Raw genomic sequence first — 25,831 nt, 5'->3', positions numbered from 1 at the left:
CGCAGAGCGCCGCCCAGCAGGCCCAGGCCGCCGCCGACCAGGCCGAGCTCGACCGGCGCGCCGCCGAGGAGGCGGCCGCCGCCCAGGCCGCCGCGGAAGCCGCGGCCGCGGCCGAGGCCGCCGCCGCGGAGGCCGCCGCCGCCGAGCAGGCCGCCGCGGCCGGGGACTCCGCCGCCGGGGGCGGCGGCTCGGTCTCGGCGAGCACCGCCGCGCCGTCGGGGGTCGCCGTCATCAGGAACACGGCGGGCGCGCACAAGGCGGTCGTGCAGCGCGCCGCCGACGCGGTCGTCACCAACGTGCCGGGCGCCGACGCGATCACCCTGGGCGGCACCCGGCCCAGCGCCGCCGACCCGGGCGGCCACCCGTCCGGGCTGGCCCTGGACTACATGACCATGTCCGACACCGCCCTGGGGAACGCGATCGTGGACTACCACATCGCGCACTGGGACGAGCTGGGCGTGGACTACCTGATCTACCGGCAGCGGATCCTCCAGTCGCCGGGCGGCTCGTGGTCGACGATGGAGGACCGGGGCAGCGCGACCGCCAACCACATGGACCACGTGCACGTGAACTACCGCGGCTGAGCGGTCGCGGGCTCCGCGTCGACGGGCCGGGCGGCCGGGCTAGGGTCGGGACCCATGCCGACCGGGAACGAGACCGAGAGCCCGGCGGCGCCGCCGATACCGTCGTTCGCGTCGCTGCGGGACCCGCGCCGGCGCACCCCGGTGGACGTGCTGGTGCCCGCGCGGGAGCCCGACCCGGAGCCGGCCCCGGCGCCCGTCGCGCCGACCCGACCGGCGACCCGGCCGGCGCCGCGGCCCGCCGAGTGGGCCGACCTGCTGCACCTGGGCGTGCGGGTCGCCCGCGCCTCGGCCGCCGTGCCGGGGCGGCTGCTGGGGTGGACGGCCGCGGCGCCGGGTCGTTGCGTGCGGCGGCTGCTCGGGGGGTAGGGCTCCTCCCGCCGCCCCGCCAGGAGGTGCGCCGATGCGCTTCGTCTTCAGTCCCCCCGCGGAACCGGCGAGCGCCCTCGTGGCGCTGCCGTGGGAGCTCCCGCTCGAGCAGTGGCCGGCCGACCTGCTGGTCGAGATCCCGCAGAGCGGCCGCGCCCGGCACGTCGTGCGGTTCGTCGCCGAGTCGGGTCAGGTCTTCGCCCTCAAGGAGCTGCCCGAGCCGGCGGCCCGGCGCGAGTACCGGGTGCTGCGGCACCTCGCCGAGGTCGGCATCCCCGCCGTGGAGGTGATCGGCGTCGTCGTCGACCGGCCGGCCCCCGCCGGGGCGGCGCTGGTCACCCGCTTCCTCGAGTACTCGTCGTCCTTCCTGTCGCTGTTCGCCAACCCGCGGTGCGGGCAGCTCACCGGCCGGGTGATGAACGCCCAGGTCGAGCTGCTGGTGCGGCTGCACCTGGCCGGGGTGGTGTGGGGCGACTGCTCGCTGTCGAACACCCTGTTCCGCTTCGACGCGGGCGTGCTGACCGCGCACCTCGTCGACGCCGAGACCGGCGAGGTGCACGAGGCCCTCACCGAGCGGCAGCGCGACACCGACATCGAGATCGCCTACACCCGGGTCGTCGACGAGCTGACCGAGCTGCGCCGGATCGGATCCCTCTCCGAGGACACCGAGCCGGCCCTGGCCGCGGCCGACCTGGTCGCCCGCTACGAGCAGCTGTGGGCCGCGCTCAGCAACGACGAGGTCATCGGGCCCCACGAGCAGCGGTTCCGGATCACCGAGCGGATCCGCCGGCTGCAGGCGCTGGACTTCGACGTCGACCAGCTGGAGCTGGTCGACGAGCCGGGCGGGGGCAGCCTGCTGCGGCTGACCACGCGCGTGGCCGAGCCCGGCCACCACCGGCTGCTGCTCTTCGCGCGCACGGGGCTGCACGTCCAGGAGAACCAGGCGCGCCGGCTGCTCGGCGACATCGCCGCCTACCGGGCCTGGCTGCAGCACGCCGAGCGGCGGCCCGTGCCCGAGGCGGTGGCCGCGGCTCGCTGGCTCAACGAGGTGTACGACCCGGCGCTGGCCGCCGTGCCGGACGACCTCCGGCGCCGGATGGACGACGCCGAGATCTACCACGAGCTCCTCGAGCACCGCTGGTTCCTCTCCGAGGCGGCCGGGCGGGACGTCGGCACGGAGGCCGCGGTGCGCGACTACGTGGAGCGGGTGCTGCCCGCCGTGCCCGCCGGCCTGCTCAGCCGGCCCCCGGAAGGCCTCGGCCGCGGCCGTCCGGCCCCAGCGCGATCGTGAGCGCGAGGACCGTCGCCGGGTCGTCGAGGCGGGGGCCGTAGAGGTCGCGCAGCTGCCCCATGCGGTAGCGGACCGTCTGCGGGTGCACGAAGAGCTCCGCGGCGACCCGCTCGCGGCGTCCCTGGTGCAGCAGCCACGACCGCAGCGTCTCGGTCAGCTTCTCCCGCGCACCCGGGGCGAGGTCGGCGAGGGGGCGCAGCACCTGGGCCCGCAGGTCGGCCAGCGCGCTCTCGTCGGCGCGCAGGACGAGGTCGGCCAGCCGGTCCTCGGTGTCCAGCGGCTCCGTCCCCGCGGCGGGCAGCCCGAGCTCCAGCGCGCGGCGGACCCGGGCGTAGGACTCGTGCACCGCCACCCAGGGCCGCGCCGGCCCGACGACGGCGTCGCGCCCGTCGAGGGTGCGCAGCAGCGCCGGCCGGGAGCGCGCCTCGGCGTCGGGGACGAGCAGCACCAGCAGCCCCTCGGCGTCGGGCACCTCCTCGCCGGCCCGCAGCGTCCGGGGGTCCAGGGAGACCAGCGCGCCGTGCACCTTCGTCTCGGGCAGGACGACGGCGGTCAGCGTCCGCGGCGGCGCCCAGCCCGCCCGTTCGGCGACGGCGGCGAGCTCGGGCGCGTCGGCCCCGGCGAGCAACCGGGCGGCCAGCCGCTCCAGGTAGCGCTCGCGCACCCGGCCCGTGGTGGCCAGCTCGTCGCTGTGCCCGGCCACGCTCGAGGCCGAGAGCTGGTCGATGTAGGCGAAGACGAGCTCGGCGAAGCGGGCCAGCCGCTCGGCGCTCAGCCCGGCCCGCACCGCGCCGGCGCTCATCAGCCGCCACGACACCCGCGCGCCGACGCGGTAGGCGGCCAGCAGCGCGTCCATCGACCGCCCGCTGCGCGCCTCGCCCCGCCCCAGCGCGTAGGCGCCCTCCAGCGCCGGCCGGATCGGCGTGCCCGGGTCGACGCCGCTGCTCGCCGTCGCCAGCTCGAGGAAGCCCGCCAGCGCCAGCTCCACGGCGTTGCCGATCGCCCGCCCCATGTCGCCGGAGAAGGCGTCGGCGTAGCTGGGCACCTCGACGATGATCTCGGCGACGGTCGCCTCGGCCACCGCGGGCAGCTCCGCGCGCATCGCCGCCGCCACGGACGGCGGGATCGCGGGCTCCTCGGCTGACACAGCGCCTCCCGGTTTGTGCGCGGAGGACAAAAGGTAGCGCCCGATTCACGTCCGCGGCACAGGTGCTTGTGCGCCGGGCTGGACAACCCTCGGGACATGACGTCGACCACCCCGCGGCCCGCCACGGCCCGGCCGCGGGTCGCCCTGCGCGACCGGGTGCTCAAGCTGGCGGAGCTGGTGACCACCCCGCTGCTGCCGTCCGACTACCTCGACCTGGTCGACCCGCTGCGCTCCGGCGCCGACCTCCGCGGCCGGATCGAGGCGGTGCACCCGGAGACCCGCGACGCGGCCACGCTGGTGATCCGCCCCGGCCGCGGCTGGCGGCCGCACACGCCCGGCCAGTACGTGCGCGTCGGCGTCGACGTCGACGGCGTGCGCCAGTGGCGCGCGTACTCGGTGACCTCCGACCTCGGCCGTGCCGACGGCTGCATCAGCATCACGGTCAAGGCCATCCCCGGCGGCACGGTGAGCAACCACCTCGTGCACCGGGCCCGCCCGGGCACGATCGTGCAGCTGGACCAGGCGACGGGGGAGTTCTGCCTGCCGGCCGAGCTCCCGCGCACGGTCCTGTTCGTGACCGCGGGGTCGGGCATCACCCCGGTCATGGGCATGCTGCGCAACCTGGCGCGGGGCGCCTGCGACGTCGTCGTCGTCCACTCGGCCCCGACGGCGCAGGACGTGATCTTCGGCGGCGAGCTCCGCCGGCTGGCCGCCGACGGCGCGCTGCGCCTGGTCGAGCGGCACACCGACCGCGACGGGGTGTTCGACGCCGCCGGCGTCGCCGCGCTGGTGCCCGACGTGGCCGAGCGGTCGACCTGGGCCTGCGGTCCGGTCGGCATGCTCGAGGCGCTGGAGGAGCACTGGGCCGCCCTCGGCCTGGCCGACCGGTTGCACACCGAGCGCTTCCGGCCCACCGTCGTGGTCACCGGCGAGGGCGGCACCGTCTCGTTCGCGAGGACCGGCGCCACCGTCGAGGCCGACGGCGCCACCCCGATCCTCGACGCCGCCGAGGACGCCGGCGTGCTCATGCCGAGCGGCTGCCGCATGGGCATCTGCTACGGCTGCGTGCTCCCGCTGCGCGAGGGCGCGGTGCGCGACCTGCGCACCGGCGAGGTCACCACCGCCGCGCCCGGCGACGGCGTGCTCGTCCAGACCTGCATCAGCGCCGCCGCCGGCGCCTGCGACATCGACCACTGACCCCGACGGACGGAGACCCGTGACCGCGCTGCAGAAGAAGACCGACAACCCGATCGCCCACCTCACCGCCGAGGACGTCGAGCTCCTGGGCAAGGAGCTCGACACCATCCGGCAGGAGGTGCGGGACAGCCTCGGCGAGGCCGACGCCCGGTACATCCGGACGGTCATCGACGTCCAGCGCAAGCTCGAGCTCGGCAGCCGCGCCGTCCTGCTCGCCTCGGTGTTCCCGCCGGCCTGGCTGGTCGGGACCGCGGGCCTGTCGCTGGCCAAGATCCTCGAGAACATGGAGATCGGGCACAACATCCTGCACGGGCAGTGGGACTGGATGCGCGACCCGAAGATCCACTCCACGACGTGGGAGTGGGACATGGCCAGCCCGGCCGAGCAGTGGAAGCACTCGCACAACGAGCTGCACCACACGTACACGAACGTGCTCGGCAAGGACAACGACCTCGGCTACGGCATCATGCGGGTCGACGAGGACCAGCGCTGGCACCCGCTGTACCTGCTGCAGCCGCTGTGGAACTTCGTCAACGCCTGCTTGTTCGAGTACGGCATCGCCGCCTACGACCTCGAGCTGGGCAAGAACCTGGCGACCGCGAAGCGCCGGAAGGACCCGGAGTTCCGGGCCGGCGTGCGGGCCGTGCTGAAGAAGATCCGCAAGCAGGCGACCAAGGACTACCTGGTCCACCCGCTGCTGTCGGGTCCGTCGTTCCTGCCGACGCTCGTCGCCAACGTCACCGCCAACGTGGTGCGCAACCTGTGGTCGCACTCGGTGATCATGTGCGGCCACTTCCCGGAGGGCGTCGAGACGTTCGAGAGGACGTCGATCGACGGCGAGACCCGCGGCGAGTGGTACCTGCGGCAGATGCTCGGCTCGGCCAACATCTCGGGCAGCAGGGCGATGCACATCCTGACCGGCAACCTCTCGCACCAGGTCGAGCACCACCTGTTCCCCGACCTGCCCAGCAACCGCTACGCCGAGATCGCGCCCAGGGTCCGCGACGTCTTCGAGCGGTACGGGCTGCGCTACCACTCCGCGCCGCTGCCCCGGCAGGTCGCCTCGGCCTGGCACAAGGTGCTGCGTCTGTCGCTGCCCAACGGCTGGCTGGAGCAGACGACGTGGCGGAACGCCCCGTCGCAGCTGGTCAAGCTCTACCGGATGACCACCGGCGGGCCGAAGGTGCGCCGCGCGCTGCAGACCGCCTGACCGGCGCCCGGGCGGCGTCCTCGTGGCCGCCGCCCGGCGCCGCCCCCGCGGTCTGGCCATGACCACCTCGATGCCGGTCTTCTCCAGCGCGGCGAGCGTCCCGGCGTCCGCGGCGGAGTCGGTGACCAGCACGTCGACGTCCTCGGGCACCGCGAAGCGCACCAGGCTCTCGCGGTCGAGCTTCGAGGAGTCGGCGAGCACGACCACCCGCTGGCCGGCGCGGGCCATGGCCCGCTCGACCGAGGCCTCCGCGTCGTCGGGGGTGGTGAACCCGTGGTCCGGGGTGATCCCGTCCGTGCCGAGGAACGCGACGTCGACGCGCAGGTCGGCCAGGGCCGACGTGGCCCCCTCGCCCACCGCGCACCGGGTCACCCGCGCACGCGCCCCCCGAGCACCTGCACGGTGACGCCGGGGGCGGTCGCCAGGTGGGCCGCGATCGGCACCGAGTTGGTCACCGCCAGCAGCCGCCGGTCGGCGGGGAGGGTGTCGGCCAGCGCCGCCGTCGAGGAGGATGCTGCCCCCGGCGCCGGGCAGCAGGTCCAGGGCGGCCCCGGCGATGCGCGCCTTCTGCTCGGCCAGGCGGCCGGTGCGCTCACCGAGACCCAGCTCCACCAGGGCCAGCGCCCCACCGGCACGGCCCCGCCGTGCACCCGGCGCGGCACGCCGCCCTGCTCCAGGATCGCCAGGTCGCGGCGCACCGTCTCGGTGGTGACCTCCACGGCGAGCGCGGCCACACCGGCGCGGCCGCGCGAGGCCACCAGCCGCGCGATCGCCTGCTGACGTCCCTCGGGATGCACCGCACGTCCCCTTCCGCGGCGGGCGCGTCGATCGCCGGTGCTGACGCGGGGTTCTGCGGGTTCTCCAGCCCTGTCGCGTCGCGTCCCGACGTGCCGAGGACGTAGCGGGGAGCGGTGACCCCGAATCCGTTCCCGCCGCCGTGAACGCCCGGGAAGCCCTCCGCCGGGGGATCCGCATCCGACTGGATCGCGCCGACGGCGCGAACGGGGTCCTCCCGCGACGGCGGCGGGCGTCGCCCAGCAGCAGGCGATCCGGACGGCGGCACGGCGGGGCGGTTCCCGCCCTTCGGCCGGGCGAGCGATCACCGTCACCGTCGAGCCCTGAGCCGGGGAGCCGGCCGCCGACCCGCCCGCGGGCGGCGGCGGCGCGCACCGCCGGGCGTCAGGCGCTCAGCGGCATGCGGCGCTGCATCCGGATCCGGCGCCGCTCGCGCTCGGACAGCCCGCCCCAGATGCCGAACCGCTCGTCGTTGCCCAGCGCGAACTCCAGGCACTGCAGGCGCACCGGGCAGCCGGCGCACACGCGCTTGGCCTCGCGGGTGGAGCCGCCCTTCTCGGGGAAGAACGCCTCCGGGTCGGTCTCGGCGCACAGCGCGTCGAGCCGCCAGCTCTCGTCGCCGAGGTCCACGTCCTCCGCGGCGGGCCGGGGGGCCTCGTAGGACCGCGCCACCGGCGCGGGGGCCCAGACGTCGGCCGCGTACTCGGTGGCGTACGGGGCGGCGTGCTCGTCGACGTGCTCGACGGCGTACTCGACGGCGTACTCGACGCCGTAGCCGGCGGTGGTCGGCTCCGGGACGACGGTCAGGTACGCGGACGGGAAGGGCGACACGGGGAGCTCCTCGGGCGGGGAAGACGCGCACCGTGACGGACCGGTACGCCTTGTTTGCTGTCAGTGACGGTACGCAGCACCTCGCCCGGCCCGCACTGGCACAAGCTGAACGAGCTCCCGCCCCAGGATTGGCTTGATCTGCCGACGCTGCCGCCGGGCGTCCGGGCGCGGCCCCGCCCGCCCGAGTTGCGCGCGGTGCGGCCCGCGGCGTTGGCTCGCGGGCGGACCGGGTCCGACCTGCGAGGGGGACGTCACGTGCGACGGAGGCTGCCGCTGGCGCCGATCTCCACCGCGCGGCAGCTGCCGCGGCCGGCCGAGCTGCGCGAGCTCGTCCGGTTCCGGCGCCCCGAGCCGGCGCCGACGGCCCGCCGGCTGGCGTCCGCGCTCACCGTCCGGGACCTGCGCGCGGTGGCCGCCCGCACCACGCCGCGCGCGGTCTTCGACTACGTCGACGGCGCGGCCGAGGAGGAGATCACCGCGGCGCGCAACGTCGCGGCGTACCGGCGGGTGGCGTTCCGGCCGGACGCGCTGAGCTCGGTGGCCGACCCGGACACCACCGTCGAGCTGCTGGGCCGGCGCCTCCCGCTGCCGCTGGTCTTCGCGCCCACCGGCTACACGCGGATGATGCACCACCACGGAGAGGCCGCCGTCGCCCGCGTGGCCGAGCACGTCGGCATCCCGTACAGCCTGTCCACCGTCGGCTCGACGTCCATCGCCGACGTGCGCGCCGCCGCGCCCGGCGCCGACCTGTGGTTCCAGCTGTTCCTCACCGCCGACGACCGGCTCAACGAGGCGCTCGTCGCGCAGGCCGAGGAGGCCGGCTACTCGACGCTGGTGCTCACCGTCGACACGGCGGTCTCCGGCATGCGCCTGCGCGACGTCGTCAACGGGCTCACCATCCCGCCGGCCCTCACGGCGAAGACCGTGCTCGACATGTCCCGGCGGCCCCGCTGGCTGCTCAACAAGCTGACCACCCCGGGCCTGACGTTCGCCGTGCTCGGCAGCGCCGTCGAGGGCACGCCGACGCCGGGCGAGGTGGCCAGCATGATGTTCGACCCCGGCATGGACCTCGCCGCCCTCGACCGGGTCCGCCGGCGCTGGCCCGGGGCGCTGCTGGTCAAGGGGGTGACCACGCCCGACTCGGCGCGCCGGATCGTCGACCGCGGGGCCGACGGCGTGGTGGTGTCCAACCACGGCGGCCGCCAGCTCGACCGCTCCGCGGCGACCCTCGACGTCCTGCCCGCCGTGCGGGAGGCGGTCGGCGACGACGTCGCGGTGCTGATCGACGGCGGGGTGCTGCACGGCCAGGACGTCGTCGCCGCCCGCGCGCTGGGCGCCGACGCGGCGATGATCGGCCGCGCCTACCTCTACGGGCTCATGGCCGGCGGCCAGGACGGCGTGCTGCGCGCGGTGGAGATCCTCGCCGAGGAGTACCAGCGCTGCATGCAGCTGCTCGGCGTCCGCCGCAGCGCCGACCTCTGCGCCCGCCACGTCGCGTTCACCCCGCACGCGGGCGCCGACTACCCCGACGTCGCCACCTGACCCGGGCCCCGGCAACGGCCCTTGCTTCCGGTTGCTGCCGCGGCGCGCCCGTGCGGGAATGAGAGACGCCCGGAAAGAGTGACCCGGCTCACAGGGGGCGTCATGGCCACCACCCGCAGGACGAGCGACCAGCTCTCCGTCGTCGACCGGTTCCCGACCAAGCACCTGCCCGCGCCCTCGGTGCGCGACCTGCCCGAGCCGCCGGCGAGCTTCCGGCACGTGATCGGGCCCGGGATCATCGCCGCCGGCGTCGGCATGGCCAGCGGCGAGTTCATCCTCTACCCGTACATCGCCTCGCAGGTGGGGCTGGTGTTCGTGTGGGCGGCCTTCGTGGGGCTGGCCACCCAGTACTTCCTCAACATGGAGATCGAGCGCTACACGCTCGCCACCGGCGAGACCGCGCTCACCGGCTTCAGCCGGTACTGGCGGCACTGGGGCCTGGTCTTCGCGATCCTGGCCTACTTCGCCAACATCTGGCCGGGTTGGGCGACCAGCTCCGCCACCCTGGTCACCTACCTGTTCGGCGGCTCGGTCGTGCCGATCGCGATCGGCATGCTGCTGCTCATCGGCATCACGCTGACGATGGCGCCGGTGGTGTACCAGGCGCTGGAGAAGATTCAGTTCGCCAAGGTCGCCGCCGTCCTGATCCTGATCATCGTCTCCTGCTTCTTCGCCATCGGGGCCGACGCGTGGTCCGACGTGCCCGACATCGTCACCCAGGCCGCGATCCCGGCCGAGGAGCTCGGGTTCGCCCTGCTGCTGGGGGCGCTGGCCTTCGCCGGGGCCGGGGGCGGGCAGAACCTGTGCCAGAGCAACTGGATCCGCGACAAGCGCTTCGGCATGGGCGCCTACGTCCCGCGGATCGTCAGCCCGATCACCGGCCAGCCGGAGGCGGCGCCCTCGACCGGCTTCGTGTTCGAGCCGACGCCGGAGAACCTCGGCCGGTGGCGGCGGTGGTGGAAGTTCGCGAACACCGAGCAGCTGACCACGTTCGTGCTGATCAGCTTCCTGACGATCCTGTTCACCTCGCTGCTGGCCTACTCCACCGTCTTCGGCGAGGAGGGCCTGGAGAACAGCATCGCGTTCCTCCAGGCCGAGGGCGAGGCGCTCGACGAGAGCGTGGGGAGCTGGTTCGGCACCTTCTTCTGGGTCATCGGCGCGGTCTCGCTGTTCGCCGCGGCGCTGGGCATCGTCGACTACACCAGCCGGCTCGGCGCCGACGTGCTCAAGACCGCCTACCTGAAGAACGCGAACGAGAGCAAGATCTACTTCGCGCTGGTGTGGGGCCTGGTCGGGATCGGCGTCGTCGTGCTGCTCTCCGGGCTGGACCAGCCGCTGGTGCTGCTGGTCATCGCCGCGGTCACCGGCGGGCTGATGATGTTCATCTACTCGGCGCTGCTGCTGGTGCTCAACCGGCGCACGCTGCCGCCGCAGATCCGCCCGGGCGGCGTGCGCGTCGCCGCGCTGGTCTGGTCGTTCCTGCTCTTCGGGTTCCTCTCGGTGCTGACCTTCGACCAGCAGCTGCGCACCCTGTTCGGCGGGTGACCGAGCCCCCGGCCGGTCTCCCGCGGGTGGTCACCGCGGGCGAGACGATGGTGCTGGTCGTCCCGACCTCGCCCGGCCGGCTGCGGCACGCCACGGGCGTGACGCTGTCGATCGGCGGCGCCGAGAGCAACGTCGCCATCGGCCTGGCCCGGCTGGGCGTCCCGGCCAGCTGGATCAGCGCCCTCGGGGACGACGAGCCCGGCGAGCTGGTGCTGCACCGGGTGCGGGCCGAGGGGGTGGACACCGGCGCCGTCCGGCGGGTGCCCGACCGGCCGACCGGGTTGTACCTGCGCGAGGAGGTCGCCGGCGCGCTGCGCGTGCACTACTACCGCCGCGGCTCGGCGGCCGCCACGCTGGCGCCCGGCGCCTTCGACCCCGCCGTGCTCGACGGCGCCGGCTTCCTGCACCTCACCGGCATCACGGGGGCGCTGTCGCCGGAGTGCGCCGAGTTCCTCGTCTGGGCGGCGAGGACGGCGGCCGAGGCGGGGGTGCGGGTCAGCTACGACGTCAACTACCGCAGCCGGCTGTGGGAGCCCGCGGCCGCGCGGGCGGCCACCGAGGCGCTGCTGCCGCACGTCGACGTGCTGCTCGTCGGCGACGACGAGGCGGCCGCGCTGTGGGGCTGGGACGAGGGCGCCTGCCTGGACCGGTTCCCGAACTCCGGGCCGGGCGAGGTGGTGGTCAAGCTGGGCGCCCGCGGGTGCGCCGCGGTGGTGGAGGGCGAGCGGCTGACGTCCCCGGGTTTCCCGGCCCGGCAGGTGGACCCGGTCGGCGCGGGGGACGCGTTCGCCGCCGGGTACCTCGCCGCGACGCTCTGGGGCCGGGAACCGGGGGAGCGGCTGCGCACCGCCAACGCCATGGGCGCCTTCTGCGTGCAGGGCCTCGGTGACTACGAGGGGCTGCCCAGCCGCCGGGAGCTCACCGCCTTCCTCGACCGGACCGTCGACCTCGGGAGATGACCCCATGGCAGCGCCCGCCGACGTCCTGCAGGGCGTCTTCGTCGCGAACGTGACGCCGTTCCGCGACGACGACCGGTACGGCATCGACGTCGACGCCTACCTGGCCCACGTGCGGTGGCTGGCCGGCCACGGCGTCACGGGGGTGATCCCGTTCGGCACCAACGGCGAGGGGCCGTCGGTGGCCGCGCACGAGAAGCGCGCGGTGCTCGGCGCGCTGCTGCCGGAGGCCGGGCAGCTGCAGGTCGTCCCGACGGTGGCCGAGGGCAACCTGCCGGAGACGCTGGACCTGCTGGCCCTCCTCGACGACCTGCCGGTCCGGGCGGTGATGGTCCTGCCGCCGTACTACTTCCGGCCGGTCGGCGTCGAGGGGCTGCGGGTGTTCTACGACCGCGTGCTGGCCGCCACCCGGCACCCCGTCGTCGTCTACCACATCCCCAAGTACGCGGTGCCGGTGCCGGCCGAGCTGGTCACGGCGCTGCCGGTGTGGGGGGTCAAGGACTCCGGGGGCGAGGCCGGCTACGCGCAGGCCGTGCGCGCCGGCGGCAAGGGCGTCCTGGTGGGCACCGAGGACGACCTGCCGGCGAGGCTGCGCGCCGCCGACGGCTCGATCTCCGCGCTGGCCAACATCGTGCCCGAGCACGTGGTGGCGCTGTACGCGCACGTGCGGGCCGGGCGGGCGGAGGAGGCCGCGGCGCTGTCCCGCCACCTGCAGGAGGTCCGCGCGATGACCAAGCAGCACACCTCCGCGGCGGTCCTCAAGCGCGTCGCCGAGCGGCGGCACGGGCACCCGATGGGCACCGTCCGGCCGCCGCTGACACCGGCGCCGGCGTCCTTCGACGCCGCCCGGGCCGCCGAGCGCGCGGTGACCGCACCCGTGCCGGCCGGGCGCTGAGCGGCGACGTCCCGCCGCCCCCGCGCACGGGCCGCCGGGGACCCCGCGACCGGCAGGACCCTCGCGTGCGGCAGTCTGCTGCTCGGACGGGGCGGCCGCCCGCACGGGCTCGTGGCCGGCCCCGGGACGACCCGAGAGGCGATGTGCGATGAAGCTGCTGCTGCCCGACTCCGTCCCGCTGGCCCCGGAGCTGCCCGACGGCGTCGCGGCGGTGGTCTACGACGCCGCGGCGCCCGTGCCCGAGGAGCACCTCGACGCCGAGGCGCTGGTGGTGTGGGGCAGCTCCCAGGCCGACCTCGCCGCGGTCGCCGGCCGCATGCCGAAGCTGCGCTGGGTGCAGAGCCTGGCGGCCGGACCCGACACCGTGCTGGCAGCGGGCTTCCCCTCCGACGTCGTCGTCACCTCCGGGGCGGGGCTGCACAACCGCACCGTCACCGAGCACGCCCTGGCCCTGGTCCTCGCCCTGCTGCGCCGGCTGCCGGCCGCCGGGCGGGCGCAGGCCGAGCACCGGTGGGCCCCCGAGCTGGGCGGCCTGCAGCCGCTGCACCCTGAGGGGGCGGTGACCACCCTGATCGACGCGCGCGTGCTGATCTGGGGGTTCGGCTCCATCGGGCAGACCCTGGCACCGCTGCTGCGGGACCTCGGGGCGCAGGTCCGCGGCGTGGCGCGCAGCGCGGGGGAGCGGGCCGGCTTCCCCGTCGTCGCCGAGGAGGACCTGGAGGGGGAGCTGGGGCGGACCGACGTCCTGGTCATGATCCTGCCCTCCACGCCCGGCACCACGCGGGCGCTGGACGCCGCCCGGCTGGCCGCGCTGCCGGCGCACGCCCACGTGGTCAACGTCGGCCGCGGGTCCACCGTGGACGAGGACGCCCTCACCGCCGCGCTCGCCGCGGGCCGGCTGGCCGGGGCCGCCCTCGACGTCACCGCCACCGAGCCGTTGCCCCCGGACTCCCCGCTGTGGGAGGCCCCGAACCTCCTGCTCACCCCGCACGCCGCCGGCGGGCGGCCGGTCGGCGCCGACGAGCTGGTCACCGCCAACCTCGCGGCGCTGCTGGCCGGCCGGCCGCTGCGCAACGTCGTGGAACGCTGAGCACCGCCGTCCTAGGCGACGGCCGAGGGCGTCAGCCCGTCCTGAGTTCGGCAGCAGGGTGTGATCCTCTGTGCGTAAGTGCGGCTACCCGATGTGAGCGGTGTGGTGCGCGTTGGCGCTCTCGCGCTCGGCGGCTACAGGCGCGCTCGCACATCTGCCACGCCCGCACCGGCGAGCTCGGGCAGGGCGGCGGTTCGGCCGGAGAGGGTTGTGAGAAGCGCGGTGGCCGGTCCGAAGACCTCGGCGCCCTCGCCGTAGTGCCAGTCGGTGTCGGTGGCCGAGAACGCCAGCCCGTCGAGGATGCCCGGCGGCAGCGAGCGACGGGCGCGGGGGCTGGTCAGCTGCTCGAGGGCGACCCGGGCGTTCTCCGGGTCGGTCGGGGATGGCACCCCGAGCGGCCGGTAGACGTCCTGGGCGTGGATGACCAGGTGACTCAACGGCGCCTCGACCGGTGCGCCGGGCACGTTGAAGGTGCGGTGCTCGGTCCTCCGCAGGCCGGCGACCACCTCGGCCGGTGTCCGTGTGTCCGTGGTCGCCCAGCGGTCGGCGGCGCGGTCGAAGTCGAGTCGCGCGCGCACCATCATCAGCAGGAACCGGGGCGTCGAGACCTCGTACGGCATGAGCACGTGCACGACGAGGTCTCGCACCGACCAACCGGCGCACAGGCTGGGGGTGTCCCACTGCTCCTCGTCGAGCCCGTCGAGCAGGTGGAGCAGTCGGGTGCGCTCGGTCTGGACGCGCGCGTCCACGTCCTGCTTGATCTCGGTCACCTGGATTCCTCTCGTCGCCCTTGCCGACCCGCCGACGCCGGGTCCTCGCCGTCAAGGGGAAGGACGGCCGTCGGTGCCAGGAGTGATCGCTGGCGCCGAGTCTCACCCGTACAGGGGATCCGTACCGGCCGCGCCACGCACGGACTTACGCACATCTGGCACACCTTGCTGCCGAACTCAGCCCGTCCCGAGCCGGCGGAGGATCTCGGTGCTGGGCGCGGAGAGCACGCCCATCCCCGATGCCTCCGCCAGGTGCGACGGGGCGAGCCCGGAGACGGCGTCCGCCGCGACCAGCGTCCGGTAGTCGCGCTCGCTCGCCCCGTAGACGGTGGCCCGCGGGCAGTTGGGGAAGTTGCACCCGGCGACGACGACGGTGCTCACCCCGAGCCCGCGCAGGTGGGCGTCCAGCGGTGTGCGGTGGAAGGCGCCCCACCGCGGCTTCCACATCGCCCACTCGCCGGGCGCCAGGTGCTGCATCCGGCCGGCGAGCAGCTCCGGGGCGGCCAGCGGCGGGGTACCGGCGGGTCGCAGCTCGGGGGCGAGCTGCGAGCCGTCCGAGCCCGGGCGCACTATCGGCGCGCCCGACGCGACGAGCGTGCGGCGTGGGAGGTCGACGTCGTCACCGTCGTAGAGCCGGACGACGTGGACGACCGGGCGGCCGGCGAGCCGGAACCCCCGGACGAGGCGGGCGACCACCGGCACGACGGCGCTCGTCCCGGGGATCGGGCAGCTGCCGCCGTCGAGGAAGTCGACCTGCGTGTCGATGACCAGCAGCGCCGACCGGTCGAGCTCCGGAGCGACGAACGGGTCGACGTCGTCGGGCCAGTTCCACGCCACCACGCACCTCCCCGTACCCGTCCCGCCGATTTGACCACGGATTCCGCCCCACCCAGGATGCCGGTGTGACCTGTACCACATCGTGCAGCCGACCTCTCGCCGCGGTGGCACCCGGGGCGGTGGGCTCTCGGGAGCCGGCGTCGTGAGGCTGGTGTCGTTCCACGGCGACGACGGCCTCCGCCTCGGCGTCGAGACCGGCGCGGGCGTGGTCGACGTGACCGAGGCCGGGGAGGACGGTGCCCGCCTGTCGGTCCGGTCGCTCGCCGGTGCCGGCCCCGAGGTGGCGCAGCGGGTGAGATCGGTGGCGGAGGGGGCTGCCGACGCCGTGCCGGTCGACCGGCTGCGGCTCGCGCCGGCCGTGCCGGACCCCGGCAAGATCATCTGCGTCGGGCTCAACTACCGCAAGCACGCCGCCGAGGGCGGCATGCCGGTGCCCGAACGGCCCGTCTACTTCGCCAAGTTCGTCAACAGCCTCGCCGCCTCGTGCGAGGCCGTGCCCATCCCCGAGGCCACCGCCAAGGCCGACTACGAGGTGGAGCTCGTGGCCGTCATCGGACGGCGCGCCCGCACGGTCGGCGTGGAGCAGGCGCTGGACCACGTGTTCGGGTACGCGACCGGCAACGACCTGTCCGCCCGCGACCTGCAGATGCGCAGCAGCCAGTGGACGTACGGCAAGGCGATCGACGGCTTCGCCCCCCTCGGTCCGTACGTCGTGACCAGCGACGACGTGCCCGACCCGCAGGCGCTGGACCTGCGGTGCTGGGTCAACGGCGAGCTGCGCCAGAACTCGAACACGCGCGACATGGTCTTCGGCGTCGCTGAGCTGGTCAGCGATCTGTCGCAGGTCATGACCCTCGAGCCGGGCGACGTGGTCTACACCGGCACGCCCGAGGGCGTGATCCTCGGCATGCCCGAGCAGGTCTGGCTGCGACCGGGGGACGAGGTCGTCTGCGAGATCGCGGGCCTGGGACGGCTGGTGACCCCGCTCGTGGCCGACTCCTCCTGAACCACCCCGCCCCGCTGCCGGGGCGACCGGCGGCCTGAGCACCGGGGCACCGCACCCACCGGCCTGGAGGTCCCGTGGAACCGTCGATCCTGTCGCTGCTGCCCCCGCTCGTGACGATCGTCCTGGCGATCACGACCCGGCGGATCCTCCTCTCCCTCGGCGCGGGCATCGTGCTCGGGGCGCTCATGGTCGCCGAGTGGGACGTGGTCGCCGCCCTCCGGTTCGTCTGGGACGCGGCCCGAGGGCTGATCTACAGCGAGGGGGAGGTGACCGAGGAGGTCTACATCCTCGCCGCCGTCATCCTCATCGGCGTCCTGACGTCGCTGATCTACGTGTCCGGCGGGCTGCGGGCGTTCGCGGCCTGGGCCGTGCGGCGGGTGCGGACCCGGGCGCAGGCGCAGATGGTCCCCGTCGTCATGGGGATCGTCATCTTCTTCGACGACGCGTTCAGCAGCCTGGTGGGCGGCACGGTGAGCCGCTCCATCACCGACCAGCACCGCATCTCCCGCGCCAAGCTCTCCTACTTCGTCGACTCGACGGCGGCGCCGGTGATCATCCTGGTGCCGATCTCGGGCTGGGCTGCGTTCATCGCCGCCACCATGGCGGGACTCCTCGACGACAACGGTGTGGAAGGGCTCAGCGGGTACGAGGCCTACCTCCAGTCGATCCCCGCGATGCTCTACCCGATCACCGCCTTGCTTCTGGTGATCGCCGCGGCCTGGTTCACCATCGACATCGGCCCGATGCGCCGGCACGAGCGGGCCGCAATCGAGCACGGCCGGCTCTTCGACCCCGCCCGCGGGATCCCGCCGGGTGAGACGGACCGGAAGCTGGGCACCCGGGAGGACGGCCGCGTCCGCGACCTGGTGTGGCCCATCCTCGTGCTCGTCGCGGTCACCGTCGTCGGGGCCGTGTGGATCGGCATCGCCGGCGCGGAGGGCTCCCTCGCCCCGATGGACGTCCTGGCCGCCACCGACGTGATCCTGGCCCTGTTCTACGGTTCCGTCGCGGCCTGCCTGGTAGCGGCCGGGATGCTGCTGGCCCGGCGGACGGCGCCCCGGTTGATAGGCAGGGCCGCGGTGTCGGGGGTCCGCTCGATGCTCATGGCGGCCGTGGTCCTCTTCCTGGCCTGGGTCACCGCCGAGACCATCGGCGAGCTGGGCATCGGCGAGTACCTCGCCGGCGTCATCGACGACGCCCTGCCGCTGGCCCTGGTGCCGCTCGTGCTGTTCGTGCTCGCGTCGTTCATCGCCTTCTCGATCGGCAGCACGTTCGGCACCTTCGGTCTGCTCTTGCCGATCGGTGCCGAGCTGGCGGTCGCGCTGGACAGCGGCCTGCTCATCCCTGTCTTCGGTGCCGTGCTGGCCGGCGCCATCTTCGGCGACCACACGTCCCCGCTGTCGGACACCACGATCCTGTCCTCGATCGGCTCCGGCGTGCACCTCGTCGACCACGTCACGACCCAGCTCCCGTACGCCTTCGTCGCGGCCGCCGCGTCCGCAGCGGGCTTCCTGGTCTCCGGGCTCACGGAGAGCACCGGGCTGGGCCTCCTCACCGCCGTCGTCGCCCTCGTCCTGGCCGTCCTCGTGCTGCGGGCACGCAGCGCCGCGTGGCACGCCGCGCTCGAGACCGCACCTCAGGCAGCGGCCGCGGCACCCGACCGCCCGGGAACGGGCGCGCGGGGGGACGGCGGAGCCGGTCAGCGCCCGCGCCGGTGATCTCCCGCTGCCGGCGCGACCTCCTGGAACGCCGAGCCGCCCGGTCAGGCGATCCGGCGCACCCGGTTGACCGACAGCCCGCTCTCGTCGAGCAGCTCGGGGATCCGCGCCGCGAACTCCTCCAGGTGCGGCGCCGCGAGGTGCGCGTCGAGGTGCTCGCCCGACTCCCAGTTCTCGTAGAAGAAGAACGCGTCCTCGTCCTCCACGCCCTGGTGCAGGTCGTAGTTGACGAACCCCGCCTCCTGGCTGGTCGGCGGGACCAGGGCCTCGAGCGCGGCCCGCAGGTCGTCGCGCCGGCCGGGCGCCGCGCGCATGTAGGCGATGACGGTGAGCAGGTCGCGGCGGTCGTCGGTGGGGGTGGGCAACGGTGGTCTCCCGTCCGGACGGCGGCCGGGCCCCGGGGCGCGGCCGGATGTGGTGCGGGTCACGCTACGGAGTGCCGCCGGGAGGCGCACCCGCACGTGCCGGCGCTAGATTCCGGCCGTGGCCGGGACCACTGCGGACGACGCCCCCGCGCGCGCGGTGGCCGCGCGGATGACCGAGGCGGCGCTGCTCTGGCTGGACGCGCTCGACCCGCGGCAGCGGGAGGTCGCGGTCGGCGCGCAGCCCGGCGACGACGCGACCGACGCCGAACGCCGGCGCTGGTTCTACACGCCCACCGACCACGGCGGCCTGACGCTCCACGAGCAGCGGCCGGCCCAGCAGCGCGCGGCCATGCGGCTGGTCGCCTCCGGGCTGTCCACCGCCGGCTACGTCACGGTGGCGACGATCATCGGCCTCGAGAACGTGCTGGACCGGGTGGAGGGCTTCGTCGCGCGGTTCGACCGGGAGCGCGGCCGCGACCCCGGCCTGTACTACCTGCGCGTGTTCGGCCGGCCGGGCCCGACCGGGACGTGGGGGTGGCGGTTCGGCGGCCACCACGTGTCGCTGAACAACCTCGTGGTGGACGGCGTGGTCGTGGCCACCACCCCCTGCTTCCTCGGCGCCGACCCGGCCACGTCCCCGCTGCTCGGCGGCGCGGTGAACCGGCCGCTGGCCCGCGTGGAGGACACCGCGCGCGAGCTGGTGCGCTCGCTGGCCCCCGACCTCGCGGCCCGTGCCGTGCTGCTGCCCGCCGCGCCGTCGGACCTGGTCACCGCGAACCGCACGACGGTGGCCCCCGGCGACCGGACGATCCCGCTCGCCGGCATCTGGCGGGCGCCCTTCGCCGACCCGGCCGAGTGGGCCCGGCTGCAGGCGATGAGCGACTCGATCGACGAGGCGGCCGGCTACGGCGACCCCGAGCACGCGGCCCTGGAGTACACCGCGCAGCCGAAGGGCGTGCCGGCGGCCGAGCTCGACGGCGACCAGCGCGCGCTGCTGCGGGCCCTGCTCGGCACCTACCTCGACCGCGTGCCCGCCGAGGTCTCCCCGATGTCCCGGTACGACGACGACGCGGCGCTCGACGCCGTCCACCTCGCCTGGGCCGGCCCGACCGAGCCCGGGGCGCCGCACTACTACCGGCTGCAGGGCCCGCGGCTGCTCGTCGAGTGGGACAACACCCAGCGCGGGGCCAACCACGCGCACTCGGTGTGGCGCGACCCGGCCGCCGACTTCGGCCTCGACGTGCTCGCGCGGCACCGGGCGGTGGCGCACCGCGGGTGACCGCCGCTCAGGCCGCCGCGCGCGGGCGCAGCTCGAACCGCAGCCAGGCGGCCAGCGCGACCGGCACGGCCACGAACCCGCCCAGCGCCGCGACGGGGGACGTGAGGTCGCCCAGCCAGGCCAGCAGCAGGGGCGTGCCGAAGCCGGCGTAGGCGAAGGCGTAGAAGGCGCTGTTCACCGCGCCGCGGGTGTGCGGGGGCGCCAGCCGCGCGGTGAGGGTCAGCCCCGAGGTGAGGCAGAGCCCGCCCCCCGCGCCCAGCAGCACCGCCGAGGGCAGCAGCAGCGGCTCGGCCTGCGCCGCGACCGCGGCCGCCCCGAGACCCAGGCCCAGCGCCCCCAGCGCCATCCCGAGCGGGCCCCCGCCGCGGTCCGCCCGGCGCCCGACGCGGGCGGCGACCGCGCTGGCGGCCAGCGCGGCCCCGGCGACCAGGCCGGCGTAGGCGACGCCGACGCCGTCGGGGACGACGAGCAGCGGCAGCAGCGTCGCGGCCAGCGCCGGGAAGGCGAACACGCCGAACGCCGTGGGGGCGAGCACCGCCCAGAAGGGCCGCCGGGCCTCGGGCGGCAGGCCCAGCGTCATCAGCCGGCCGGCGCGGCGGACGTGCACCGTCTCGGGCACGGTCGCCAGCGCGGCCAGCCCGACCGCCAGGACGGCGACGTGCACCAGGTACGGCAGGGTCGTCGGCGCCGGGCCGTACTGGGCGAGGACGCCGCTCATCGCCGGGGCGAGGGCGAAGCCCAGCGAGGTCGACACCGCTCCGCGGGTCGCGGCGGACCGCTGCCCGTCGGGACCGGCGAGCTCCTGCAGCCACGCGTTGGCCACCGAGAAGACGACGCCGGAGACGACCCCCTGCAGCAGCCGGCCGGCGTAGAGCAGCGGCAGGTGGTCGGCGGCGGGGAGGAACAGCAGCGAGACCAGGCCGGCGAGCACGGCGAAGGGCAGGACGAGCCTCCGCCGTCCCCACCGGTCCGAGGCGGCACCCGAGACCGTGAGCGCCGCGATGAGCCCGAGCGCGTAGCAGCCGAAGACCGCGGTGAGGTCGGCCTCGGACAGGCCGAGGGTGCGCCGGTAGACCAGCAGCAGCGGCGTCGGGACGTTGGTGCCCAGGGCGACGGTGAACAGCCCGAAGGTGAGGGCGTCGAGCCGGCGACGCACGGCGTCCTGCGGCAGCGCTGCCTCCGGCACCCGCCGGACGCTACCGGCCCGGCGCGGCGGACGGGCTCGCGCGCGGGGTCAGGGCGCGACGCGGGAGGCGATCAGCGACCGCAGCCGGCCGAGGGAGCCGCGCGGGTGCGGACGGGAGCGGCGGGGCGCCGCGGGAACCGGGTCCGCCGTCCGGGCCAGCTCGCCCCGCCGGCGCTCGAGCAGGTCGATCTCGGCGAGCAGGACGGCGCGGCGCGTGGCGGCGTCCCGGTCCAGGCGGGCGCGGGCGGCGGCCGCGGCGTCGTCGGCCCGCCGCCGTTCCTCCCGCCCGGTGGCCAGCAGCTGCACGCTCTCCTGCCGCGCCTGCAGCCGCGCGGCGGCGGCGTCGTCCGCGGCCCGCCGCCGGAGCCGCTCCGCCCGCTCGGCCGCGCGCTGCTCGACGGCGCGCGCCCCGGCCAGCCGCACCTCCGCCTCCGCCGCGGCCCGGGCGCGTTCCTGCTCGGCCGCCTCGACCAGGCGGGCCGCCTCGGCCGCCCGCGCCGCGGCCGCGGCGGCCGCGTCGGCGACCAGCCGGTCCGCCTCGGCCCGGGCGTCGGCGAGCACCCGCTGCGCCGCCGCGGCGGCCGCGGCCCGGTCGGCCTCGGCGTCGGCGCGCATCCCCTCGGCCTGGTCGGCCGCGGCGGCGAGCACGGCCGCCAACCGGTGCGACGCCGTGCGGCAGTCCCGGCCGGCGGGGGAGTGGGAGAGGAGCTCCCGGGCCTCCTCCAGGGCGGCCTGGGCGCGGAGGTGCCGCGCCTCCAGGCGCTCGCGCTCCCGGTCGGCGGTGGCGAGCTCGTCCTCGGCCCACCGGACGTAGGTGTCGACCTGGAAGCGGTCGTAGCCGGCCACCGCCCGGCGGAACATCGGCGCGGCGTCGAGGACGGCGGGGAGGTCCCCGGCGGCGCCCGGCCGCGGGCGGCCCCCGGTCCCGTCGTCGGATGGCAGCGCGGCGCTCATCCCACCTGCCTCTCCGCGGTCGGGGTCGTCGAGCGGTCGACGCTAGGTCGTCCCGACCGGCTCGGCCGCCCGGCGCGGCCGGCCGTTCACCCGGCGGGGCGAGGCGCCTCGCGCGATCCGGGCGCGCGGGCCGGGACCCGTTCCGCAGAGTGACTCGCCCGGGCGGGTGGTCGTGCCGCGGCGGGCGTGCGGCCCGGTCGACGGCGGCGCACCCTTCCCGCATGACACCCGCCGCGCCCCCGCCGGCCCCGGGCAGCATGACCGTCCCGCCGCTGTTCGGCTGGGAGGTCCTGCTCACCGGGGCGGCGCTCGTGGTGCTGCTGGCCGTCGCCGGGCTGGTGGTCCTGGCCGCCGGGAGGAACCGCAGCGGCCGGGCCGAGTGGCAGGCGTGGCTGGAGAGCCGGTCGGCGGGGCACCGCGAGGAGCAGCCGCTCCACCGACCGGGGGCCTGAGCGGTCGGCCCGCGACGGAGCCCCCGCGCGCCGACGGCCCGCGCACCGGCGGCGCAGGCCCTACGGTGCGACGCCATGGCGCACCGGTCGACGCTCGTGGCGGTCGCCACGGCACAGCTCACGGCCCAGGTGGCCGGCCACGTCGTCGCCCTGCGACGGCGCCGGCACTTCGACGTCCCCTTCATGACGGGCAGCCCCGAGCACCTCGTGCGGGACTGGCTGTGGTTCGGCACGGCCTACAGCGCGCCCCCGTACCTGCTGGTGCCCCAGCTGTGGGCGGTCGCCCGGCTGGCCCGCGGGAGCGACGACCGCGCGCGCTGGGTGCTCCGCCGGCTGGGCACCGGCCTGGCGTTCGGGTACCTGAGCGAGCGGTGGACCCGGGTCCGGCTCCGGCCCGGCGGCCTCGACCCGGTCGAGACGCCCGTGGTCGCGGCCGGCTGGGGCTGCGCGATGGCGATGGCCGTCCTCGCCCGCCGCTGACCGGCGGACGAGGACGGCTCCGGGGGTTGTCCGCACGGGCCGCGCGGCGGGAGGCTGCTGCCGTGCAGGTCCCGCTGACCGCCGAGGACCGGGCGATCCTGGCGCTCGAGAGCTCCTCCCTGGTCGGGCACACCTGCACCGTGATCGGCCTGCCGGCGGGCGCCCCCGACCTGGGCGACCTCCGCGCCGCGGTGGCCCGGCGCCTGCCGGACGCGCCGCGGCTGACCTGGCGCCTGGGCGGCCCTCCCGACGCGCCGGCGTGGGTCCCCGACGAGGCGGTGGACGTCGCCGCGCACGTCGGCGCCGTGGACGCGGCCACCCCGCTCGACCCGGCTGCGTTCCGCACCGAGGTGGCCCGGTTGTTCTGCGAGCACCTCGACCGGCGCCGGCCGCTCTGGCGGATCGACCGGGTCGGCCCGCTGGCCGGCGGCGGTGCGGCCCTGGTCTGGCGGGTGCACCACGCCCTGGCCGACGGCACGACGGTGGCGCGCCTCGCCGAGGACGTGCTCTGGGACCCGGCGCGCGCGGGGCGGGCCGGCGGGCGAGGTCCCGCCGCCGCGCGACCGGCGCCGTCGGGCGACGGCGGCCGGCGGTCCGGGCCGGCCGGCGTCCTCGCCCGGGAGCTCCTCCCCGGGCTGCGCCGCTCGCCGTTCGACGCGCGGGTGGGCACCGGACGCGAGGTGGCGTTCGCCGCGACGTCGCTGTCGGGGGTCCACGACGCCGCCCGGGCGCTGGCCGGCGCGACGGTGAACGACGCCGTCCTGGCGGTGGTGGCCGGCGCCCTGCGCCGGTGGCTGGAGCAGCGGCACGGGGCGGTCCACGGGCTGCGGGTCAAGGTGCCGGTGACGCTGCACACCGCCGACGACGGGGCCGGCAACCGCGACTCGTGGTTCCGGGTGGACCTGCCGGTGGACGAGCCGGACCCGGTCGCGCGGCTGGCCGCGGTCCGCGCGGAGACGGCGCGGCGCAAGGCCGGTCACGACGCGGAGGAGCTCGACGAGCTCATGGCGCGGATGGCCCGCTCCTCGCCCCGCCTGGCGAGCTGGTCGCGGCGGCTGCAGCGCAGCGGGCGGTCCTTCGCGCTCAACGTGTCGAACGTGCCCGGCCCGAGGACCGAGGTCACCGTGCTCGGCGCCCGGGTGGACACCGTCACCCCGCTGGTCGAGGTCGCCCAGCACCACGCCCTGCGGGTGGCGGTGCAGTCGGCCGCCGACCGGCTGTGCGTCGGGCTGGTGGCCGACCCGTCGGTCGTCGGGGACCTCGACGTGCTCGCCCGCGCGGTCGAGGAGGAGGCCGCCGCGCTGCAGCGGGCCGGGTGAGCGCCGGGCGGCCGGCGGGGGGTCAACGCGCCGACCCGTGCGGCGCGCCGCGCCTGCCCGCCGGGCGTGCCGCCGCCGTGCCGCGGTCGGTGCGCAGGGGGAGCTGCACGAGGTAGGCGTCGACCGCCTCGTCCCTGCCCTTCACCCGGAGCCCGGTCACCGGCACGAGGTCGACGGACGCCGGGAGCTGGTCCCGCGTCGCGGTGCCGATCAGCACGCCGCCGACGGGGGCGTGCGCCTGCAGCCGGGCCGCGACGTTCACCGCGTCGCCGACGGCGGGGTAGACCAGGTAGCCCTTCCCGCCCATCTCGCTGAACACCACCGGACCGCTGTTCACGCCGACCCGCATCCCCGGCCAGTCGGGGTGCGCGGCGCGGATGCGCGCCACCTCGGCCTGCAGCGCCGCGGCCGCCTCCACGGCCCGCAGCGCGTGGTCGGGCTGGTCCCCGAGCCGGTTGAACGTCGCGAACACGCCGTCGCCGGCGAACTTCTCCACCTCGCCGCCGAACCGGCGCCAGATCAGCGGCGTCGTGCGCTCGTAGTACGCCCGCAGCACGGCCGCGACCTCCGCGGCGTCCCGCTCCGCCGCGAACCCCGTGAACCCGGCGAGGTCGCCGACGAGGACCGACACCTCGCCCCGGTGCTCCCGCGTCGTCGGCAGGTAGAGCTGCCGGAAGCGCTCGTCGCGCCACTCCCGCCGCGCGGCGGCGAACACGATCAGGAAGCCGGCCACGATGAGCGCGTGCCACACCCACCAGGTGGGGTGCCACTTGCGCTCGCCGGCCACCGCCACCCCCACCAGGGCCTCGGCGAGCAGGGCGTAGCACGCCACGACGCTGAACACGAGCAGCCCGAAGTAGCCCCGGTTCCCCCACCAGAGGCGGACGGCCGCGACCACGTAGAGCAGCGCCCCCAGCGCCGCGGCGGCCTGGAGGGCGACGTGGTCGCCGCCCTCCGCGGTCACCTGCCGCAGCGGCGGCCACTCGGCCACCGACCACAGCGCCCAGCCGAGCAGCACCGCGACCACCGCCAGCCGCATCGCCTGCCGGTGCCGCACCACCCAGCCGCCGGCCGCGGGACGCGCGTCGACGAGGGCCGACGCCACGGCGAAGGGCGCGGCGACGAGCAGCCCGGTCGTGATGGCGATCGTGAAGCCGGGCAGCGCGTCGTGGGTGAGCACGTGCTGCGTGCCGACGGCGTGCAGGGCCATGAAGCCGCTGGTGGCCAGGAACGCCAGCGACAGCAGCAGCACGCGCGCGTCGCCGCGGCGGCGGGCCGCCTCGCCGGCCACCAGCGACAGGCTGGCCGCGACCGCGCCGACGGTGAGGAAGACGGCGAAGTGCAGGGCCGGGTTGTTCCAGTTCAGCCCGGTGAAGTCGGTGCGCAGCAGGAACACCAGGCCGAGGAGGGGCAGGACCAGCGCCACCAGCACCATCGCCGCGACGGTCGGCCGGCGCCCGTGGTCGGCGATGAGGCGGGCGACCGAGCCGGGCCCGGGCCGCTCCGGGTCGGCGCCGCCCGCGCGCCCGCGCAGCGCCGTCCCCTGCTCGCGGTGCCGGCCGCTCACGGCGCGCCCCGGGCGCGGCGGTGCGCGCGCCGCCGGGCCCCGCGCCGGGGCGGGCGGCGTGCTGCCGCGACCCCGGCGGCCGACGCCACGGGGGGCAGTGTCCTCCCGCGGCGGCGCCGGCACCAGCACGGGCGGCCGCCCGGCGGGCGCTGTTCCGGGTTGGCTCGCCCGGGGCCCGGCGCTAGGCCTGGGACGGCGGGCGGCAGGCGAGCGCATCGGGAGGGCGCCGGATGCAGGGTCTCCTCGGGGCGGTGCTGGTCGTCCCGACGGTGCTCGCGATGGTGCTGCTGTTCGGTGCGGTCATCCGGCGTCTGCTCGGCGTCCGGCTAGGGAGTGTCTGGCGGATCATGGAATCCACGTGAGTAGCGCGGCGAGGTGGAGCGCGCCGGCGTAGTTGCGGGCGTGCTTGTCGTAGCGGGTGGCCAGGCCGCGCCACTGTTTGGCCTGGC

At 76.1% G+C, this 25,831-nt stretch carries 26 protein-coding genes and 1 pseudogene; 17 read left to right on the top strand and 10 right to left on the bottom strand.

Annotated elements, in window-relative coordinates; all coding sequences use genetic code 11:
• The 3 genes from ACI78S_RS23835 to ACI78S_RS23825 all read left to right on the top strand — a co-directional run.
• Positions 1 to 584: hypothetical protein (locus tag ACI78S_RS23835; RefSeq protein WP_456977463.1), on the top strand; the 584-nt coding region annotated here is incomplete at its 5' end.
• 54 nt (positions 585 to 638) lie between these two features.
• Positions 639 to 950 (top strand): hypothetical protein, encoded by a 312-nt coding sequence (locus tag ACI78S_RS23830; protein WP_456977462.1) that lies wholly within the window; start codon positions 639 to 641, stop codon positions 948 to 950.
• A 34-nt stretch (positions 951 to 984) separates the two neighbouring features.
• Positions 985 to 2,241, top strand: a complete 1,257-nt coding sequence (locus tag ACI78S_RS23825) for a DUF4032 domain-containing protein (protein WP_456977461.1) — start codon at positions 985 to 987, stop codon at positions 2,239 to 2,241.
• Here ACI78S_RS23825 and ACI78S_RS23820 read toward each other — a convergent pair.
• A complete protein-coding gene (locus tag ACI78S_RS23820; protein ID WP_456977460.1) occupies positions 2,186 to 3,388 on the bottom strand; it encodes a PucR family transcriptional regulator in 1,203 nt (400 codons plus the stop codon). The genes ACI78S_RS23825 and ACI78S_RS23820 overlap by 56 nt on opposite strands.
• Positions 3,389 to 3,484: 96 nt before the next feature.
• Here ACI78S_RS23820 and ACI78S_RS23815 point away from each other — a divergent pair, with 96 nt between their 5' ends.
• Both ACI78S_RS23815 and ACI78S_RS23810 read left to right on the top strand, forming a co-directional pair.
• Positions 3,485 to 4,585, top strand: a complete 1,101-nt coding sequence (locus ACI78S_RS23815) for a ferredoxin reductase (protein WP_456977459.1) — start codon at positions 3,485 to 3,487, stop codon at positions 4,583 to 4,585.
• Positions 4,586 to 4,604: 19 nt separating this feature from the next.
• Positions 4,605 to 5,795: a fatty acid desaturase family protein gene (locus ACI78S_RS23810; protein WP_456977458.1), complete on the top strand. Its 1,191-nt coding sequence runs from the start codon at positions 4,605 to 4,607 to the stop codon at positions 5,793 to 5,795.
• Positions 5,796 to 5,969: 174 nt separating this feature from the next.
• On the opposite strand, the pseudogene ACI78S_RS23805 reads toward ACI78S_RS23810, so the two are convergent.
• The 3 genes and pseudogenes from ACI78S_RS23805 to ACI78S_RS23795 form a co-directional block, all read right to left on the bottom strand.
• Positions 5,970 to 6,152: pseudogene (locus ACI78S_RS23805) on the bottom strand (D-beta-D-heptose 1-phosphate adenosyltransferase); the annotation flags it as partial.
• Positions 6,153 to 6,163: 11 nt separating this feature from the next.
• A complete protein-coding gene (locus ACI78S_RS23800) occupies positions 6,164 to 6,592 on the bottom strand; it encodes a DeoR family transcriptional regulator (protein ID WP_456977457.1) in 429 nt (142 codons plus the stop codon).
• Positions 6,593 to 6,974: 382 nt separating this feature from the next.
• Positions 6,975 to 7,421, bottom strand: a complete 447-nt coding sequence (locus ACI78S_RS23795; RefSeq protein WP_456977456.1) for a WhiB family transcriptional regulator — start codon at positions 7,419 to 7,421, stop codon at positions 6,975 to 6,977.
• A gap of 255 nt (positions 7,422 to 7,676) precedes the next feature.
• On the opposite strand from ACI78S_RS23795, the gene ACI78S_RS23790 reads away from it, so the two are divergent.
• The 5 genes from ACI78S_RS23790 (at position 7,677) to ACI78S_RS23770 (ending at position 13,449) form a co-directional block, all read left to right on the top strand.
• A complete protein-coding gene (locus ACI78S_RS23790) occupies positions 7,677 to 8,963 on the top strand; it encodes an alpha-hydroxy acid oxidase (RefSeq protein ID WP_456977455.1) in 1,287 nt (428 codons plus the stop codon).
• Between the two features lie 102 nt (positions 8,964 to 9,065).
• Positions 9,066 to 10,508: an Nramp family divalent metal transporter gene (locus ACI78S_RS23785; protein WP_456977454.1), complete on the top strand. Its 1,443-nt coding sequence runs from the start codon at positions 9,066 to 9,068 to the stop codon at positions 10,506 to 10,508.
• Positions 10,505 to 11,467, top strand: coding sequence for a sugar kinase (locus ACI78S_RS23780; RefSeq protein WP_456977453.1), 963 nt, complete (start codon positions 10,505 to 10,507; stop codon positions 11,465 to 11,467). The genes ACI78S_RS23785 and ACI78S_RS23780 overlap by 4 nt, the downstream gene beginning before the upstream one ends.
• A 4-nt stretch (positions 11,468 to 11,471) precedes the next feature.
• Entirely contained in the window at positions 11,472 to 12,359 is an 888-nt protein-coding gene (locus tag ACI78S_RS23775; RefSeq protein WP_456977452.1) for a dihydrodipicolinate synthase family protein, read from the top strand.
• Positions 12,360 to 12,507: 148 nt separating this feature from the next.
• Positions 12,508 to 13,449, top strand: coding sequence for an NAD(P)-dependent oxidoreductase (locus tag ACI78S_RS23770; RefSeq protein ID WP_456977451.1), 942 nt, complete (start codon positions 12,508 to 12,510; stop codon positions 13,447 to 13,449).
• A gap of 134 nt (positions 13,450 to 13,583) precedes the next feature.
• Here the strand turns inward: ACI78S_RS23770 and ACI78S_RS23765 are convergent, their stop codons facing one another.
• The gene (locus ACI78S_RS23765) at positions 13,584 to 14,219 is read right to left on the bottom strand and encodes a maleylpyruvate isomerase family mycothiol-dependent enzyme (protein ID WP_456977450.1); all 636 of its coding nucleotides are present in this window, start codon (positions 14,217 to 14,219) and stop codon (positions 13,584 to 13,586) included.
• A 177-nt stretch (positions 14,220 to 14,396) separates the two neighbouring features.
• Complete coding sequence (locus ACI78S_RS23760; RefSeq protein ID WP_456977449.1) at positions 14,397 to 15,056, bottom strand: cysteine hydrolase family protein; 660 nt, start codon at positions 15,054 to 15,056, stop codon at positions 14,397 to 14,399.
• A 142-nt stretch (positions 15,057 to 15,198) separates the two neighbouring features.
• Between ACI78S_RS23760 and ACI78S_RS23755 the strand changes: the two genes are divergently transcribed.
• Positions 15,199 to 16,062, top strand: a complete 864-nt coding sequence (locus tag ACI78S_RS23755) for a fumarylacetoacetate hydrolase family protein (RefSeq protein WP_456977448.1) — start codon at positions 15,199 to 15,201, stop codon at positions 16,060 to 16,062.
• A 74-nt stretch (positions 16,063 to 16,136) separates the two neighbouring features.
• Positions 16,137 to 17,780, top strand: coding sequence for a Na+/H+ antiporter NhaC family protein (locus tag ACI78S_RS23750; RefSeq protein WP_456977447.1), 1,644 nt, complete (start codon positions 16,137 to 16,139; stop codon positions 17,778 to 17,780).
• 44 nt (positions 17,781 to 17,824) lie between these two features.
• Here the strand turns inward: ACI78S_RS23750 and ACI78S_RS23745 are convergent, their stop codons facing one another.
• On the bottom strand, positions 17,825 to 18,145 hold the full coding sequence (locus ACI78S_RS23745) for a putative quinol monooxygenase (RefSeq protein ID WP_456977446.1): 321 nt from the start codon (positions 18,143 to 18,145) through the stop codon (positions 17,825 to 17,827).
• A gap of 118 nt (positions 18,146 to 18,263) precedes the next feature.
• On the opposite strand from ACI78S_RS23745, the gene ACI78S_RS23740 reads away from it, so the two are divergent.
• On the top strand, positions 18,264 to 19,424 hold the full coding sequence (locus tag ACI78S_RS23740; protein WP_456977445.1) for a DUF3500 domain-containing protein: 1,161 nt from the start codon (positions 18,264 to 18,266) through the stop codon (positions 19,422 to 19,424).
• Positions 19,425 to 19,431: 7 nt separating this feature from the next.
• On the opposite strand, the gene ACI78S_RS23735 is transcribed toward ACI78S_RS23740, so the two are convergent.
• Both ACI78S_RS23735 and ACI78S_RS23730 read right to left on the bottom strand, forming a co-directional pair.
• Entirely contained in the window at positions 19,432 to 20,610 is a 1,179-nt protein-coding gene (locus tag ACI78S_RS23735; RefSeq protein ID WP_456977444.1) for an MFS transporter, read from the bottom strand.
• Positions 20,611 to 20,658: 48 nt separating this feature from the next.
• Positions 20,659 to 21,564, bottom strand: coding sequence for a hypothetical protein (locus ACI78S_RS23730; RefSeq protein WP_456977443.1), 906 nt, complete (start codon positions 21,562 to 21,564; stop codon positions 20,659 to 20,661).
• A gap of 221 nt (positions 21,565 to 21,785) precedes the next feature.
• On the opposite strand from ACI78S_RS23730, the gene ACI78S_RS23725 reads away from it, so the two are divergent.
• The 3 genes from ACI78S_RS23725 (at position 21,786) to ACI78S_RS23715 (ending at position 23,815) form a co-directional block, all read left to right on the top strand.
• Complete coding sequence (locus tag ACI78S_RS23725) at positions 21,786 to 22,016, top strand: hypothetical protein (RefSeq protein ID WP_456977442.1); 231 nt, start codon at positions 21,786 to 21,788, stop codon at positions 22,014 to 22,016.
• Positions 22,017 to 22,091: 75 nt separating this feature from the next.
• Positions 22,092 to 22,496 carry a hypothetical protein gene (locus tag ACI78S_RS23720; RefSeq protein WP_456977441.1) on the top strand — a complete coding sequence of 135 codons (405 nt, stop codon included), beginning with the start codon at positions 22,092 to 22,094 and terminating at the stop codon, positions 22,494 to 22,496.
• A gap of 62 nt (positions 22,497 to 22,558) precedes the next feature.
• Positions 22,559 to 23,815 carry a WS/DGAT domain-containing protein gene (locus tag ACI78S_RS23715; RefSeq protein WP_456977440.1) on the top strand — a complete coding sequence of 419 codons (1,257 nt, stop codon included), beginning with the start codon at positions 22,559 to 22,561 and terminating at the stop codon, positions 23,813 to 23,815.
• Between the two features lie 22 nt (positions 23,816 to 23,837).
• Here ACI78S_RS23715 and ACI78S_RS23710 read toward each other — a convergent pair whose 3' ends face one another.
• The gene (locus tag ACI78S_RS23710) at positions 23,838 to 25,382 is read right to left on the bottom strand and encodes an adenylate/guanylate cyclase domain-containing protein (RefSeq protein WP_456977439.1); all 1,545 of its coding nucleotides are present in this window, start codon (positions 25,380 to 25,382) and stop codon (positions 23,838 to 23,840) included.
• Positions 25,383 to 25,612: 230 nt separating this feature from the next.
• Here ACI78S_RS23710 and ACI78S_RS23705 point away from each other — a divergent pair, with 230 nt between their 5' ends.
• The gene (locus tag ACI78S_RS23705) at positions 25,613 to 25,744 is read left to right on the top strand and encodes a hypothetical protein (protein WP_456977438.1); all 132 of its coding nucleotides are present in this window, start codon (positions 25,613 to 25,615) and stop codon (positions 25,742 to 25,744) included.
• The last annotated feature ends 87 nt before the right edge of the window (positions 25,745 to 25,831 follow it).

It is taken from the genome of Geodermatophilus sp. SYSU D00815, from assembly GCF_054050035.1.
The sequence above is the reverse complement of the archived record's forward strand: the minus strand, read 5'-3'. Positions and strand labels throughout refer to the sequence as shown.